Raw genomic sequence first — 16,207 nt, forward strand, 5'->3', positions numbered from 1 at the left:
TAATAGTGATTACTATCTAAATTTATTAACTATTAAAGAATAAAATGATTAATTTAAAAATTAAATGTGTCCATTTTGATTTTATTTGCCAATACCAATTATTGTTAAGTCATCATCAAGAATATCGTTATTTTCTTTTATGCCTTTTTCAGATATTTCTTTTTTCAAACTTCTAAGTCGAATTTCTTCAGTTGCATCTTCTAATTCTTTTTTAAGTAAAGAATTTTGGTGTTTAATGATTAATTCTTTAACGCCACTAATACCTATTTCTTCTTTTTTTTCATTCATGCACTCAGAAAAACCATCAGTGAAACAATAAATTCTACCTCCATTGAGTTTGAAGCTTTCTAATTTATATACACTTTCATCTTTATGTCTTGTAACTGCTAATGGAACTGAACTAGATGGAAATTCCTTAAACTCTTTATCGTTTCTTAACAATGCTGGTTGATGTCCAGCATTTGCAATTTCTACTAAATCTGATTTTAAATTATATCTTCCAACAATTGAAGTTATAAATGTACCTCTCGGATTTGTTTCGTTTAAATCATTATTCATTTCAAATAAAATTTCATTAGGTCTAAATTTTTGTCTCGCAAAAATTTTAAATAATGTGATAGCTTTTGCCATGACCATCCCTGCATTAACACCTTTACCTGATACATCTGATAACGTGAAATAAACTTCATCATCATGAAGAAAAAAATCATAAAAATCTCCTGAAATTTCTCTTGCTGGAATATTAAGACCAAATATAGGATAGTGATCCATATCTCTTTTTGGCATTAAACGTTTTTGAACATCCATTGCGAGCTTGATCTCTTGAGAAACTCTGTTTTTCCATTTATTTTTTTGTTTTTCAGTTTGCTCTAGTCTGTCCATTAAAACATTATATTGAGTTCCAATAATACCACTATCCGTGAAAGGATCTTGTGGAGCTCTATTAGAATAGTCATCTGATTTAGCTTGTTTTGTCAAAACTTCTAACAATTCATGTGTATCGGTTGATGCATTATGTTCTGAAATATTAAGACCCAACTCTTCTTGAATTTTTCCAACTCTTAATGGAAAAAAAGAATTGATAGTTTTAAAAATTATATAAGACCCAAAAAAACAAAAACTTCCAATTGAAACAATTCCAATTAATTGAATTAATAATTGCTCTAATCTTGTTTTTTCAACACCCATCATTTCAAAATTTCCAAATATAGCAACAGCAATAGTTCCCCAAATTCCAGAAGCTAAGTGGACAGGAATCGCACTCACTACATCATCAATTTTAATTTTTTCTAACAATACAATTGTTGAACCTGAAATGATTCCACCAATGCTTCCAATTACAATTGCATCAGATGGATCTACATAAGCGCATGATGCGGTTATAGAAACCAATCCTGCAAGAGGACCTGTTATCATGAATAACGGTTCAGGTTTTTTTAAAACAATTATTCCCATTATGCTTGAAAAAATAAGACCAAAAGAAGCTGATAAAAAAGTATTAATTAAAATTAATGGAATTTTTAAATCCATTGCTCCATTAGCGCCTCCATTAAATCCAAACCAGCCAAACCATAAAATTAAAGCACCAAGTGCAGCAATTGGAGTATTGCTACCCTGAAAGGTCTTACTTAAGCTATCTTTTCTAAATCTTCCTGTTCGATTACCTACAACTAATAAAACTGCAAGTGCAATCCATCCACCAACTGAATGGACAACCGAAGCTCCTGCAAAATCCAAATAACCCAATTTTCCAAGCCAACCAAATTTCTCTGTTGGATTTTCAAAGTTAAATGCCCAAGACCAATGACCAACAATAGGATAAAAAAATCCTGAAGCAAAAAATGTAATAATCACGTAAGAAAAAAACCTTAATCTCTCAGCAACTGCACCAGATATAATTGTTGCAGCTGTAGCAACAAACATTGCTTGGAAAACAAAATAAGTCTGATAGCCAGCAACTTTTGTAGTAAAAAAGAAAAACTTATTGCCAAACAATCCAGATACACTAGTTCCATACATTAATGCAAAACCAAATGCCCAAAAAATTACAACTGCAATACCAAAGTCAGTTACATTTTTAAGAGCAACGTTAATACTATTTTTGTTTCGAGATAACCCAGTTTCCAAACACATAAACCCTGCTTGCATCAGAAAAACAAGGATTGCACAAATTAAAAGCCAAAAGGTATCTAGATTTGCTTGAAGGATTGCATCTAAACGAAATTCTAAAGCAGTTAAAGCTCCTTTGTTGGTAAGCTCTAATTGCTTAATACTTGACTGCAGCTTATTAAGCAAAATCTGGGTTTCAGCCGCAGTCATAATTAAATTTTATTAGTCTACTAATTTTCTAGCTTCCTCAGCGTCATTGATAATTTTATCAACACTTACAACTTTGATAACTTCAAAACCAGTTCCAAGAATAGCATTTTTATAATCTTCTTCTGTTAAATTTGATTTATCAGTAAAAGAAGAAATGGCTACACCTTCTGGCCATGATACCTTCACATCAGCATTAGGACTTGCTGCCTGAAGTGCTTTAGTCACCATTTTTTGACACTTAATACACATCATGCCATTTACTTGGGCTATTTGTGATTGAGCTGCAAAAACATTTGTAGAAAATAATACTAACAATAAAGTAATAAATATTTTTTTCATATTTGCTTTCATTTATAATTAAACAAATCTAACTCCTATAATAACTTAAATCCATAATAAAGCTGATCAATTTGAGTTAAAATTCAATTGCTAATTGATTTTTCTATTCTTCAGTGTCTTTTTTTTTCCAAATATAGAAAAATATATATGGAGATAGAGCGGGTACAATTCCAAACCAAAACCATTCATCCCATCTAAAACTTTTATCTAAAGTTGGTGCTTTTAAACCATTCCACCAAGTTAAATAACCAATAAAAATTATCCAGCCCAAACTTGCTGTGATAAAAATTTTTTGTTTTTGTGAAAAGTCTTGTTTTGTTAATTTTAAAAAAAATTCTTTTATGTTTTCTAAATTCATGCCCTTAACACTTTGCTGGATCTCTTCGTAAAGAACCATCAGCTGTTAAAGTAATATTGCACCCATTAGAATTATCTTCCTCGACCGCATAAATCTTATAATTTGAAGCATGATCTGCAACACATATTAAATAACCTGCTGTTGCTTTTTTAGGGCTTACATTTGGATCAATAATAGATTTTGCTCCACCAAGTAATTCATTTTCAATAGCTTCAGATGTTGCAATTGATGGCGTGCAAGATGACCCTGTGCCTGTGTAATAAATTGAATTAACTGAATAATACTCTGTTTGACCAAGAGATATTTGTCTCATGATATTTTCAGTTGATTTTTTTTTTGTAGAAGAAACGTAGCCGCTATAACTTGTAATACCAATAGCAGCAATAATACCTAGAATTGCTACAACAACCAAAAGTTCGATAAGGGTAAACCCGGAACTTTTGGTTGTCATAAAATTTATTTTTTAATTATTCAATAGTAACTGTGTTAGTCTTCAAGTCCTCACCATTGGCTGGACAACTTGTTATAGTCACTGTTGTTCCATTATCATCAACACTTGTTTGACCCTCTGTTGTAGCATTGCAAGCAGACAGTGTTGTGGTTACAATTGCAGAACTAGCAGTTGCATAAGGGTTTTTAAACTCAGTTGATAATGCTTCGTTAGTTGCCTTTTTAACAGTTCCTGAACTTTTTCTTTGAGAACAGGTTAATTTAGTACCCATTACTGAACTTTCGCCTATTTCACATTTTTTAAGTTCAGCTGCCACATATTTAGTAACTGCAGCCTGGTTAGATTTAACCGCTGATTTTTTTGCGCCCGCTGTGTAACCTGAGTATGCAACTACACCTACGGCAGCTAGAATTCCGATAATTGCTACAACAACTAGTAGCTCGATAAGAGTAAAACCTTTATTATTTTTTTTCATAATTAATTCCTATATTTTATAAGTAAACTTTATAAACCTTAATAGTTTTTGTAAAGCCAAGAAATTATGATAATTCTTCGCATTAGCAATGCCTTAATAGTCCAAAATGGGTGTTAATACTAGCGTTTAATAAAAAATTAACGTAAAAAGAGCAAAAAAAATGACTTATCAAGTTACAGAGGAAAATAATATTTCAACCGTATTTCTTAATGGTGAGATCGATATGGACGTGACAGACAAAGCAAAGGACGTCATTTTGCCATTAATAGAAGCTGGTAAGGAAGTTCATATTAATCTTAAAGATGTTGAGTATATGGACTCATCGGGTATTTCAGTGCTAATCGAAAGTCATCAAAAAGCAATGGAGCTTGGAACTAAAGTAACTCTAAAAGAAATCAGTAAATCTGTTCTTAAAGTAATTATGATGGCAAAACTAGAGCAGATCTTAAATTTAGATTGATGGATATTAAAGATCAAAAAGAGTTTCCCGTAGACTCGGCACAACTTAAAGAAGTAAGAAATTTTGCAAGAGGTTTATTTGATCAAGTTCCAGAATTTGAAGATAATAGAGAAGAATTAGTTTTAGCGTTAGCAGAAGCAGCTCAAAATATCGTCAAACATGCTTATAGTGGTCAACCAAGTGGTGACACCATGAGAGTTGAAATTGAATATCAGGACAAAGTTTTAAAAATGGAATTATTTGATAAAGGCAAACCTGTTATCCCAGAAAATATTAAACCCAGAAAATTAACGGATATTAAAGCTGGAGGATTAGGTACTTTTTTTATCGGACAAATAATGGATGAAGTTGTTTTTAAAACTAATAAAGAAGATTGGGTAAATCACTTAATCTTAACCAAAAGATTTTAACTACCAATAATAGAACCAACGTTAAAGATTGGTGAATACATCGCAATCATCAATCCACCGATCATAGTTCCCATAAAAACAATCATGATTGGCTCAATCAAACTCGACATATTGTCAACAGCAGTATCAAATTCTTCTTCATAGTAAGCTGATACTGAATTAAACATTTCATCTAAATTTCCAGTTTGTTCACCAACAGAAATTAATTGACTAAATGTTGCAGGAAAAACTGGTTCTTTTAAAAATAATTTTGTTAAAGTGTCACCTGAGAATACTCCTTTTTTTACATTTTCTAATGCTTGTGTAACTACATCATTGTTACTTACTGATTTTGCAATCTCAATACTCTCTAATAAATTTACACCTGCAGCACTTAGATTTCCCATAATAAGAGAAACTCTTGCAATCAATGATTTTAAAATCATATCACCAAATACTGGCATTTTTAAAACTTGTTGATGCCATTTATATCTAACAGCTGGTATTTTAGTAGTTGTGTATTTAAAGATGATATAAGTAATAAGACATACAATACCAAGTGTAAGACCGCCACTACCTCGCATAAAATTACTAGCAGTCATAATAACTGCGGTTGGTGTAGGAAGAGCTACACCCATTCCTTCATACATTTTTGCAAAAACTGGAACAACTTTGATTAACATGAAAACCATCACAGTTATTGCAACTGAAAACATCACAACAGGATAAGTAAGAGCACCTTTGATCTTCTTTTTAACTTTTTCCCTTTTTTCAAGAGACTCTACTAATTTTAATAAGAACGTATCTAGTTTACCGCTGGCTTCACCAGCTTTAATTAAATTGATATAAACACTATCAAAAATCTTTGGATATCTCTCAAAACACTTAGATAAAGTAATCCCTCCCTCAAGGTTTTTTCTTACATCTTCAATAATTTCTTTCATTGTCGGGTGCTCTATTTGATCTCTTAACATCGTAAGTACATTTAAGATAGGAAGTCCAGCCTTAACCATGGTTGCAAATTGTTTTGAAAAAATCATCACATCTTCTGGTTTGACTGCTTTTTTACCAAAAGAAAAACCTCCACCTTTTTTCTTTTCTTTTTCTGCTTTTTTCTTTTTAACTTTTGTAAGATTAGTAATGATTACTTTTTGCTCTTTAAGTTTAAATGAAGCTTCCTCTTGATTGAGAGCTTCTATCTCACCTTCAATATATTTTCCTGCTGATATGCCTTTGTATGAAAATGTTTCTGCTGACATTTTTGATTTACTCCGAACTTAATACCCGGTCAAATTCTCTAAAATTTAAATCGCCAGTTAAAATTAATTCTCGACCCATATCTTGCATAGTTCTAAATCCTTCTTTCATTGCAATTTCTTTAAGTTCAGGCGTTGTTGCTTTTCTTAAAATTGCTTCTTTAATAGGTTTAGAAACACTTAAAATTTCATAAATACCCATTCGACCTTTGTAACCTGAGTCTTTACATTGAGAACAACCTTCTCCCTTTTGAACTTTAGCTCTTGAAGCTTGTTCTACTGTAAAACCAAAATCAGCAAGTGCTTTAGGAGTAATATCTTCATCAGGTACTCTACAGTTTGGACAAGTTTTTCTAGCAAGTCTCTGAGCAAGAATTAAACTTACAGCAGCACTAATCAGATAATCTGGTGTTCCCATGTTTTGTAATCTAGTAATTGAACTTGGGGCATCATTAGTGTGAAGAGTGCTAAATACTAAGTGACCTGTAAGTGCAGCCTTCAAACCTATATCAACGGTTTCTTTATCCCTCATCTCTCCAACTAGAATAATCTCTGGGTCTTGTCTTAAAAAAGATCGAAGTGCTCTTTGGAAATCATAACCAATATCATCTTTAATTTGAACTTGTCCAACTCCATCCAATTCATACTCAACAGGATCTTCTGCGGTTAAAATGTTTAAGTGTGGTTTAGATACCTCTTTTAAAATACTATAAAGTGTAGTTGTTTTACCAGAACCTGTTGGACCAGTAACCAAAACTAATCCTTGAGTACCATGAATTGCTTTTCTTAAATTTTTTAAATCTTGTTCTTCAAAGTTTAATTGTTCTAAACTAATATCTCCAGCATCTTTGTTAAGAACCCTCATTACAATTCTTTCATTAGTTGCTGTTGGCAGAATTGATAAACGAAGGTCGACAACTTTTCCATCTATTTTAAATGGAATTGCTCCGTCTTGTGGTAAACGTCTTTCAGCAATATCCAATTTACCCATAATCTTAAATCTTGTTACAACCGCACCATAATTTGAGTGTAAAAATTTCGCAAAATGTTCTTGCTCTGTAAGAATTCCATCAAGTCTATATCTAACCCTTGAACTAAATCGATATGGCTCAATATGAATATCAGACACTCCTGATTTAATTGCTTCTGCAACAACTGCTGTACTGAATTTAATTACATCAGATTCATTTTCAATTGCTTCTATATCCTCTTCAGGTTTTTCATCCAAAAGTTCAGCGCTTTCATCAACATCGTAATCAAATGTTTTGATTTTTTCTTGATTTGCCTGCTGAATTGATTGCATGGTAGTTTCACCCTCTGCAGATAATCTGTCAATATGAGCTGAAATATCTGACAATTTTGCAGCATGAAGCTCAATATCTTTCTTGGTAATTGTTTTTAAGTTTCTCATTAAGCTTAATTTTGAACTATCTGGAATTGCAATATGTAAAACGTTACCCTCAATTTTAAAAGGAGCTATGAAATTCATGTTTATGTAATTTGAAGGTAGCACAGACTTTATTTCATCTGAAATTTCAGAACTTGCTAAATCAGCTATATCTAATGATTGCTCTTTAACTAATAAATCTAAAATTTTATCTTCATCAGTTAAGTTTAATTCAAATACAGCATCAATTTGTGATTTATCACCATCAGATGATTTTTTTTTAATATCAATTAAATCTTTACCAGAAATTACATCTTGATCGATTAAGATGTTTATTAAATTAATTTCCGACTCTCTACTAATCTTGATCAATCTAATACCCTAGGTGCTATAAATATTAATAACTCTTCAAGCTTATCTTCCTTCTTTTTGTATTTTAAAAGATTTCCAATTACAGGAACATTTCCTAAGCCTCCTGGAACTTGTTCTTTAGCTTTTGATATATTATTAGATTTTATTCCACCGATTACAACTATATCTCCATCTGCAACTAAAAGTTTTGTAATTATTTCCATTTTTGTAATTGGAGGTTCGTCTTGTGAAGTGTCGGCATCATCGTTATTTACTTGTATATCTAATAAAACGTTTCCATCTCCAATAATACTTGGTGTAACTTGAAGTTTTAAAGCAGCTTCTTTAAATGAAGTTGAAGTTGTGCCTTCTGATGTTGTTTCATAAGGAATTTCTTTACCTTGTGTAACTGAGGCAGGCTGATTATTTATAGTAAAAACTTTTGGATTTGAAATTGTCTCGACCATGCCCATTTTCTCTAAAGCTGTAATTTCAGCTTTTAAAACTGCAGAACCAGTCTTCTTTAATATACCAATACCGCTAGTAGCACCTGTTGCTGCAAAATTTGTAATTTGATCTTTTGCAACTTGAGCAAGAGCAGCAGAAGTATCATCGAGTGTTCCAGCGGAACTTGTTGAACCAACTATACCACCGATTTGCTCATCATTTCTTTTATAATAACCGCCTAACCTTGTGCCTAATTGTTTTTCAAATTCAGATGTAGCTTTTACAACGAATGCTTCGATTAAAACTTGCTCTGTTTTAATATCAATTTCATTTAAGACTTTATCAACTGTATCAAGATCTCTTTCTTTACCTCTAACAATAATTGATCTGGTTGCTGTTTCTTCTGTAATTTTTATTGGAGAATATGCATTTTCACCTGTGCTTTTAAACAACTCTTCAATTGTAGATTTTGCTAAAGCTGGTGAGATATAATAAAGTCTAAATATTTCTGAGATAATTGGTTCAACACTATCTTCTAACTCTACTTTGTTTTTAACAGCTTGAGCTCTCTCTGATTTATAAGTTTCTTGAGATGTTAATGTTTCAGGTGAATGAACTCTTATTAAATTACTATTTACATCTATATCAGATGCATAATTTTTCATATCTAATAAAGCTTGAAAAGCTTTATCCCATGGAACGTCTACTAACTCTGCAGAAATTGCACCAGCAACTTCATCTCCAACTAAAACGTTAATTTCACCAATTTTTCCCATCAATTTCATAGTCTCTTTATAATCAAGATTTTTAAATTTTAGGGTTACTCTTTGTTTTAAAGATTTATATTCATCAGGAATTAACAAGTAATTTCTTGTAGTTTCTGAAGTAATCTTTTTTCTTTTTCTTTGAACTTTTTTATTCCCTGGTACTGGTTTAGGGCCCATCTCAAGAGTTTTAGCAATTTCAGCTTTACCCAAAGCTTTCATATCTTTTTTTATTAAAGGTGTATTATGCTTAAATGGCTGATTATATTTTTTTGCAAATTGAGTATTAGCACAACCACTTAGAACAAATCCTAAAATTATAACAATCGACAAATTAAAGAGTTTTTTAATATTCATCTGCCTCTCTTATCTGGTTGTTGAAATCAATAATAATAAAAGATTTATCTTCTTTTTCGAAGATAGCCTCTGTTAATCTTAAATCTATAAATTTTATTTTTCCTAAATACTGATTGAGATTTAAAGTAATAACGTCTCCTGATGTATTTGTTAAACTTATATAACTTTCATCTTTACCTGAAATTAAACCTGATAATTTAAAATTATACAAACTCATTTCGTCTCTCTCTTCACCAGTTTCTGGATTTACTGTTGAGCTTCCCATTCCTTCATTACCAGCAAACGGATCGTTTAAAGGAACTTCGTCCTCATCTACTTGGCTTTGTTTGCTTTCAATTTCTTTTGTAATTTCTTTTGCTTTTTCTACTAACTCAGTATTAGTGCTATGATTATCTGCAAAAACATTTGTGTATGATAGTAACAGTATGGTTATGATTAAAAATTTCTTAAAAGAATTCATCGGGTATACCTACTATTGTTAATTCTCCTTGTGCAATAATCGCTCCAGTTGAATCATTTTGTACAATACTTATAGTCTCTTTGTCAAAGTTTAACATTTTGCTAGATTTGGCTATAGATCTCTTAAACTTGATATATCCAAGGAAATTGCCTTTAATCTCGTATTCAACAGGTATTTTATAATATGAAATATCTGTTTTTTTCAATAGCTCCTCTGCTTGTTGAGCTACTCCACTTTTTAAAACTGGTTTAGGTTTTTTCTTTTGAATTTTAGAAATAGTTAAACCATTCACACCAGCATACTTACTTAAGCTCTGATACAATCCTTCAACTTCTTCTTTAGAATGAAATAACGTAGAACTTTTTTTAAACTCAGGCTCAAGTTTTTTTAATCTCTTTTTATTTAGAATAATTTCATTTTCAAATTGAACAATTTCGTTTTGCTTTAAAACTTTTTCATCATACAGGGCTTTTTTATTTTTAACGATTGGATTTAAAATAGCGTAATAACCAATTAAAAAAATAATAATTGCTGCAAAACCAATCCCAAATTTTATTAATGTTTTTTTATCAATTGCTTTAAGCTTTTCTTTTAAATCACCAACATTAATATTTTTTAAATCTACATTTAAATCCATTATGCGCTCTCCAATATACAAGCTACAACAAACCCTTTCATTGTGGGAGCATTTTGCGATTGCCCATCAGGAAGAGTCATTGTTGCTAATGATGCTTGCTTAATTAATTTTTTATTATTTAAATTACTTATTAATTTTAATATATCTTGGTCACTAAATGCTGAGCCTTTTATAACAATTTGACTTGAGCCATTATACTCAACTGATTCAAACTTTACTCTTTTTGGCACTGCTGAGGCAATTTGAGCCAATACTCTAAAACTTGCAGTTTTATTTGACTTAATCGATTTACTAATCTTGAGTGACTTTAATATTATACCAACATCTTTTTCTAGTTTATTTTTTTCAAGAGTTCTAAGCTCATGAGTTTGAACGATTTCATCATAATCTACTAACTTTCCATTTAATTCTTTGATTTGCCAAAATGACAATCCAAACAATGCTATATAAATTAATGAAACAACTCCAATTACACCTTTGAATGCAAAATTTGAAAACACTTTTGCTTTCTTTTGAGCCATCATGCTGTCTCTATTTGGAAGAAGGTTAATATTTTTTACTGCTGTTACAAATTTGTAATAACCAAAAACATCTAACTTTCTAAATGCTAAACCAATCACTGTTGAGAAGTATGATCTATTTTGATAATTAACACTTTCCTCTAATTGTGCAGGAACTTTAATTTCTTTAATAGGATCTAATAAATCAAAACCAGTATTAGCTAAACTTTTTCTAAAAGTTTCAAGATAAGTATCAACATTAGTTAAATTTGAGACAACTTTTAAATTTCTAATTCTTTTTTCATATTTTGTTTCAAAATCTTGTATCGCTTGTTTAACTTGGGTTACATATCTTCTAACCAAAGCATCCATATCTTCTTGGTTATCAGAATTTAAAAGCGTATTTCTGTCTTGGCCTCTTATAAATATATCTGTAATAATTGGATTATTTTCATATAAAATCATTACATAATTTTCATCCAATCCAAATTCTAGAACTGCAGTAAGATTACTCTCTTCAATTGATCCACCAAGTTGATTGATTTGGTCAACAGCAGATTTAAGTGCAAAACATTTTACATCAATAATAACTGCATTAAGACCACCTTTTTTAATTATCGATGTGTAACTATTAATATCTGAAAGTTTTGAGGCAACGAACAAGATATCCATAGTATTGCCAGTGGTATCTCTATTAATAACTTGATGAAAAACTGAGTAATCATTTAGATTATCAGTAAGTTGAACTAAATTTTCCCAAAGTGAATCAGTATCAATTGCTTTATTTAATTCTTCGTCAGTCATTAAGGGTGCAGTCACTACTCTTATGATTGCACTTGTAACTGGAATGGCTATTGCAGCATTTGATGTTTGTATTTTAGATTTTTGTAAAGCAATTTGTAATTGTTCCCCATACTTATCTGGTTCATCTAATACGTTTGAATTCGCATCTGCATCCTCAATTTTATGAGTAAAAAATTTTTCTAAAACCCACTTATTTGATTTGTCAGTCGATAATTGAGCTAATCTTATTTCTGTGGGGGTTAGCTCTACTCCAACAATTTCTTCACCTTGAACAGCAGATTTTCCTAACCTGTTTTTAAAGAATTTACTAAAAAATCCTTCTTTCTTTTTTTTATCTTGAGCTTGTGGGACGGGTGTTCCCTCATCACCTTTCGGTTTTTTTTTAAAAAGATTTGCAAAAGGATTTTTCATATAATCATTATAAGTTTAGCTATCATTATAATATAATATTAATTAATCAACTAATACTCGAATTTGATATCTTTGTGTTTATTATGGGCTAAATTATTATTTTAAGAGTTAATTATTTAAAAAATGTAGTACTAAAGTGAATAATTATTATGTTTGAAAAATTAGAAGAGCTTGCAAAAAATAATAAGAAGATTTCAGATTTTCATATTAGATCTGGATCTCCTTTAGCATACAGACAAACAGGTGAAATTATAAAAGTAGCTGACACAAATGTTACTGCTCAAGATTTAAAAGATTTAATATCGATGAACTGTAATGAAGCTGAGACTGCAAGATTTAATGAAACTCACGAACTAGACTCAGCTGTAATGTTAAGTGGTTTAAGATTTAGAGCAAATTTTTATAAAACAATTAATGGTCCAGCTGCTGTTCTTAGAAGAGTTGAAAGTAAAATTCCAGATATGGATCAATTTAATTTACCTCAAGCATTATATGATATCGTAGATTTTCATAAAGGTTTAGTTTTAGTAACTGGACCAACTGGCTCAGGAAAATCTACAACTCTTGCAGCGATCGTAAATGAAATTAATAAAACTAGAACTTCAAATATTATAACTGTTGAAGATCCAGTAGAATTTATTCATAAAGACAATCAAAGTATTGTCTCACACAGAGAAGTTGGAAAACAAACTCAATCATTTTCAGCAGCTTTAAAAGCAGCATTAAGAGAAGACCCTGATGTTATCTTAGTTGGAGAAATGAGAGATCTTGAAACAATCAGTTTAGCTTTAACAGCTGCTGAAACAGGACACTTAGTTTTTGGAACTTTGCACACAAGTGGTGCACCAAGTACCATCAATAGAATTATTGATGTATTTCCTCCTGAACAACAAGAACAAATCCGTGCGCAAATTTCAACTTCATTAAAAATGGTAGTTACTCAAAGATTACTTAAAACTAGAGATGGTCAAGGTAGAGTTGGTGCATTTGAAATAATGAAGTGTACTCCACCAGTTCAAAACTTAATTAGAGAAGCAAAAATTCATCAAATTCCAAGTATCATGCAAACAGCAGTTAGAGATGGAATGATTACTATGGAAAAATCTCTGGAGGAATTAGTTAAATCAGGTAAAATAGATCCAGGTGCAGCAAAATCAGGACATTAAAGGTTTTACTCTTTTAGAATTATTGGTTGTAATTTCACTTGTTGCAATCATCTCAGCAGTTGCATATCCAAATTTTTCATCATGGAAAAAAGAAAGAGAAGTAAGATCAGCAACAGAAAAAATTGCTGGTATGATTTCAAATGTTGCAACTCAAACACAAAGAGGAAATTTTTCTTACTCTCAATTTTGGGTTCTACCCGTGCCAAACCAAAGCACCGTTTTTTTTACTAAAGGAATGAAAAAAAATAATTTTACATCACTAATTAACTCTGGAGCGACACCAACTTGTAGAAGAGTTCAAAGTGGTCACTGGGATAGTTTAAATGATAAAAAAATAAATATCATGGGAACTACATTTAGAGATTATTATGAAGTTTATGATCCAGAGTCTGGTATTGATAATATTGAAGTTGCAACACACTTAAGTCTAGATTCTGCTATTTGTTTTGGAACTAATGGAAGTTACTATAAAGCTGTTAATGGTTTATCAAAAGGAAGTAATACTAATATTAATATAGAGGGCGCACCAACTGCTAATTACATAATTATCTGCACTTTAGATAATGCTAAAGCATTTGGTAATAAATGCCCAAGAAAATTAGGGCTTGAAAGACCAGCATATTTGGTAAAATGGTCAAGATTTGGTAACGTTACCAAATATAAATGGAGTGGAAGTGATTGGAATAGACAGTAAAAAAATAAAGCAAAAAGGGATTACTCTTATAGAGGCTTTAATTTCAACAGCAATTGTAGGCATAGGTTTTATAGCTGTATTTCAAATGGTTAACTATTCAGTTACCTCAATAGATGTGTCTGGTGAGAGGACAAAAACAAATTATTTATCCTCAATGATTGCTGAAGATTTAATCGGAGATCGATTTACTCAAATTAAAGTTGGTGGCACTGATAAAAAGATTTATGAGTATTTAGCAGATAATACTAAGCAAAATAAATATGCTTGGAAAAGAACCCCCTCATTAAATTCAAATAAAAAATGTAAGCAAGAAACAGGAAGTCCTTATAAAACTAGTGATGTCACTATTACTAATAAAGAGCACAAATGGAATCATAGATTTTCAAAAAGAATTAAATGTCGAGGGGTTAAAGATATTAAAGAGTTAAAAGTTTATGAAAGCTGCAGAAATAATGTCAAAGTTGATGGAAAAACTAGAGTTAATTGTCATTATAGAAATCAATTCCTTTGGAATAAACATTACTTTGGCCGTATGGAAGTAAAATTAAATAACGGTAACAAGAGTAAAGTTTTATATTTCCGAATAAAATAATGAAAAAGAAAAATTCATCAATAGCTGGTGTAACTTTAGTAGAAATATTAATTGGTATCGTCATATCAATGATCATGATGGCAGCAATGTTCACATCTTATCAAGCGGTAAACAATAGCTATTCACAAGTAATAGACCGAGCAAAGATTAGTCAAACTGGTCGAAATATATTAGGGATGATTGTTAAAGACATTAGATTAGCAGGGTTTAAATATTTTGATGATATCAGTAAGACACCAACAAACTATGTTCCGATTTATATCACTAAAGCTTCTGGTACTGGATGTGATAAACTTGATATAATGTACTCTGATCGAAGAGTAAAACCTGGATCCTCTCCTAAAACATATGAGTACACGACTTATAAAATTACTTATGAATGCAAAGCATCTAACATTGTTGATAAAAAAACAAAATTAAAAATAAATGCATTTGCAATTTATAAATCAAAAAGTAAATGGAGTGGAAGTAATTGGGTAGCTCCAGCAACTTCTACTGATGATTTAATTTATAAAGATGAAATGATTGTTGATCATGTTCAAGATTTCATTTTGCTTCCAATTGATGAAAAGGGAAAGATAATTGATCCAGCACCAACTACTTTAACCGGTAGTAATAAAATTAAAGTAGTTGATATAATGATGTCGGTTAGATCACAAAGTCAATTTTATAAAAAAGATAAATCATTTGAAAGTTTATCTTTGGGTAAAAAAAGCTCTAAACAATTTAATGATAGATTTTTGAGAGAACAAATTATTGTTTCTGCTCATACAAGAAATATGGGGCTTCAATGATTAAAAACCAAAAAGGTTTTGCAATGGTTTTGTCATTGGTGCTTTTATTAGCAATGTCATTAATGGGTGGTGCTTTAATATTAATTGCATCAGGCGATCACCAAGGGAATAATGACAGTGACCAATACCAACAAACTTTTTATGCAGCTGAAATGGGACTTTTGGATGGTGAACAATATATTTTAAATGAAAAAAATGGACCTTGGGATGCATCTACTAATGCAAGAAATTTAGCAAAAAGTAATTTGCCAGAAAAAAATACTACTAAGTTTACTGGAGTTATGTATGCAAAAAATTACTCCAAAAAAGGTAAATTTGATTACAGATTAACTAGCACTAAAAAAAGATCAAAAAAATTTTTAGATACATCTGATACTTGTTTTAAAAGTTTTAAAGATATCGACAAAGATGATTTTTATGTAATTAAAGACGACAAAAATTTAAATGTTGCTCGAAGCATGAATGTAGGTGTACTTCTGGAAAGATCTTTTGCATCAGGAGGTACTAATGAAGAAAAATTAGAAGCTACCAGAATGAAAAAGTTTTATTATGAATACTTCATTGAAAGAATTGGAGCTGCTAATGTACAGTTAGTTGGATCCAGTATAAAAACAACTGCAACCGATGCCTCTAAAAACGGTTTAGCTTATCGGGTTTATTCCTGCGGCATTTATGGAGAAGACGGTGATAAAAACAAAATGATTGTATCTTTAGAAAGTGTGGTGGTTGTTCCTAAAAACTAGAGTTTTATGAGACCTATAATGAGTATTAAATTAATAGACCAATAATCAAAAAA

18 protein-coding genes are annotated in these 16,207 nt (G+C 30.8%); 7 read left to right on the forward strand and 11 right to left on the reverse strand.

Features of this window, described 5'->3' with window-relative positions; all coding sequences use genetic code 11:
* Window positions 1-81: 81 nt before the first annotated feature.
* The 5 genes from amt to PB7211_RS08140 form a co-directional block, all read right to left on the reverse strand.
* Window positions 82-2,319: an ammonium transporter gene (gene amt, locus PB7211_RS07110; RefSeq protein WP_008546123.1), complete on the reverse strand. Its 2,238-nt coding sequence runs from the start codon at window positions 2,317-2,319 to the stop codon at window positions 82-84.
* A gap of 12 nt (window positions 2,320-2,331) precedes the next feature.
* Window positions 2,332-2,658 carry a heavy-metal-associated domain-containing protein gene (locus PB7211_RS07115; RefSeq protein ID WP_034399265.1) on the reverse strand — a complete coding sequence of 109 codons (327 nt, stop codon included), beginning with the start codon at window positions 2,656-2,658 and terminating at the stop codon, window positions 2,332-2,334.
* Window positions 2,659-2,761: 103 nt separating this feature from the next.
* Window positions 2,762-3,016 (reverse strand): hypothetical protein, encoded by a 255-nt coding sequence (locus tag PB7211_RS07120; RefSeq protein WP_008545517.1) that lies wholly within the window; start codon window positions 3,014-3,016, stop codon window positions 2,762-2,764.
* A gap of 4 nt (window positions 3,017-3,020) precedes the next feature.
* A complete protein-coding gene (locus PB7211_RS08115) occupies window positions 3,021-3,467 on the reverse strand; it encodes a prepilin-type N-terminal cleavage/methylation domain-containing protein (RefSeq protein WP_008545460.1) in 447 nt (148 codons plus the stop codon).
* A 16-nt stretch (window positions 3,468-3,483) separates the two neighbouring features.
* Window positions 3,484-3,942 carry a prepilin-type N-terminal cleavage/methylation domain-containing protein gene (locus PB7211_RS08140; protein WP_008545420.1) on the reverse strand — a complete coding sequence of 153 codons (459 nt, stop codon included), beginning with the start codon at window positions 3,940-3,942 and terminating at the stop codon, window positions 3,484-3,486.
* 160 nt (window positions 3,943-4,102) lie between these two features.
* On the opposite strand from PB7211_RS08140, the gene PB7211_RS07135 reads away from it, so the two are divergent.
* Window positions 4,103-4,402, forward strand: a complete 300-nt coding sequence (locus tag PB7211_RS07135; protein WP_008545758.1) for an STAS domain-containing protein — start codon at window positions 4,103-4,105, stop codon at window positions 4,400-4,402.
* On the forward strand, window positions 4,402-4,812 hold the full coding sequence (locus tag PB7211_RS07140; RefSeq protein ID WP_008544067.1) for an ATP-binding protein: 411 nt from the start codon (window positions 4,402-4,404) through the stop codon (window positions 4,810-4,812). The genes PB7211_RS07135 and PB7211_RS07140 overlap by 1 nt, the downstream gene beginning before the upstream one ends.
* Here the strand turns inward: PB7211_RS07140 and PB7211_RS07145 are convergent.
* From PB7211_RS07145 to pilM, 6 genes are read right to left on the reverse strand one after another with little or no spacing between them, the layout of a single operon-like run.
* Window positions 4,809-6,050 (reverse strand): type II secretion system F family protein, encoded by a 1,242-nt coding sequence (locus tag PB7211_RS07145; RefSeq protein ID WP_008546139.1) that lies wholly within the window; start codon window positions 6,048-6,050, stop codon window positions 4,809-4,811. The two genes, PB7211_RS07140 and PB7211_RS07145, sit on opposite strands and share 4 nt — an antisense overlap.
* Window positions 6,051-6,057: 7 nt before the next feature.
* The gene (locus tag PB7211_RS07150) at window positions 6,058-7,806 is read right to left on the reverse strand and encodes a GspE/PulE family protein (protein ID WP_008544330.1); all 1,749 of its coding nucleotides are present in this window, start codon (window positions 7,804-7,806) and stop codon (window positions 6,058-6,060) included.
* Window positions 7,803-9,353 (reverse strand): type IV pilus secretin PilQ, encoded by a 1,551-nt coding sequence (pilQ, locus tag PB7211_RS07155; protein WP_008544270.1) that lies wholly within the window; start codon window positions 9,351-9,353, stop codon window positions 7,803-7,805. Before pilQ ends, PB7211_RS07150 begins: the two co-directional genes overlap by 4 nt.
* Window positions 9,343-9,813, reverse strand: coding sequence for a hypothetical protein (locus tag PB7211_RS07160; protein WP_008544367.1), 471 nt, complete (start codon window positions 9,811-9,813; stop codon window positions 9,343-9,345). Before PB7211_RS07160 ends, pilQ begins: the two co-directional genes overlap by 11 nt.
* On the reverse strand, window positions 9,800-10,450 hold the full coding sequence (locus tag PB7211_RS07165) for a pilus assembly protein PilO (protein ID WP_034399170.1): 651 nt from the start codon (window positions 10,448-10,450) through the stop codon (window positions 9,800-9,802). The genes PB7211_RS07160 and PB7211_RS07165 overlap by 14 nt, the downstream gene beginning before the upstream one ends.
* Window positions 10,450-12,165 (reverse strand): pilus assembly protein PilM, encoded by a 1,716-nt coding sequence (gene pilM / locus PB7211_RS07170; protein WP_050754616.1) that lies wholly within the window; start codon window positions 12,163-12,165, stop codon window positions 10,450-10,452. Before pilM ends, PB7211_RS07165 begins: the two co-directional genes overlap by 1 nt.
* 149 nt (window positions 12,166-12,314) lie before the next feature.
* Between pilM and PB7211_RS07175 the strand changes: the two genes are divergently transcribed.
* Genes PB7211_RS07175 through PB7211_RS07195 form a run of 5 tightly spaced genes read left to right on the forward strand, consistent with a single transcriptional unit; the run spans window position 12,315 to window position 16,154 of the window.
* A complete protein-coding gene (locus tag PB7211_RS07175) occupies window positions 12,315-13,331 on the forward strand; it encodes a type IV pilus twitching motility protein PilT (RefSeq protein WP_008544727.1) in 1,017 nt (338 codons plus the stop codon).
* Window positions 13,309-14,025, forward strand: a complete 717-nt coding sequence (locus PB7211_RS07180; protein WP_034399171.1) for a pilus assembly FimT family protein — start codon at window positions 13,309-13,311, stop codon at window positions 14,023-14,025. Before PB7211_RS07175 ends, PB7211_RS07180 begins: the two co-directional genes overlap by 23 nt.
* Complete coding sequence (locus tag PB7211_RS07185) at window positions 14,006-14,617, forward strand: type IV pilus modification PilV family protein (RefSeq protein WP_008545286.1); 612 nt, start codon at window positions 14,006-14,008, stop codon at window positions 14,615-14,617. Before PB7211_RS07180 ends, PB7211_RS07185 begins: the two co-directional genes overlap by 20 nt.
* Window positions 14,617-15,411, forward strand: coding sequence for a PilW family protein (locus PB7211_RS07190; protein ID WP_008544150.1), 795 nt, complete (start codon window positions 14,617-14,619; stop codon window positions 15,409-15,411). Before PB7211_RS07185 ends, PB7211_RS07190 begins: the two co-directional genes overlap by 1 nt.
* Window positions 15,408-16,154 (forward strand): pilus assembly PilX family protein, encoded by a 747-nt coding sequence (locus PB7211_RS07195; RefSeq protein WP_008545206.1) that lies wholly within the window; start codon window positions 15,408-15,410, stop codon window positions 16,152-16,154. The genes PB7211_RS07190 and PB7211_RS07195 overlap by 4 nt, the downstream gene beginning before the upstream one ends.
* Window positions 16,155-16,207 lie beyond the last annotated feature (53 nt).

Source organism: Candidatus Pelagibacter sp. HTCC7211 (assembly GCF_000155895.1).
In the GTDB taxonomy this organism is placed as follows: domain Bacteria; phylum Pseudomonadota; class Alphaproteobacteria; order Pelagibacterales; family Pelagibacteraceae; genus Pelagibacter.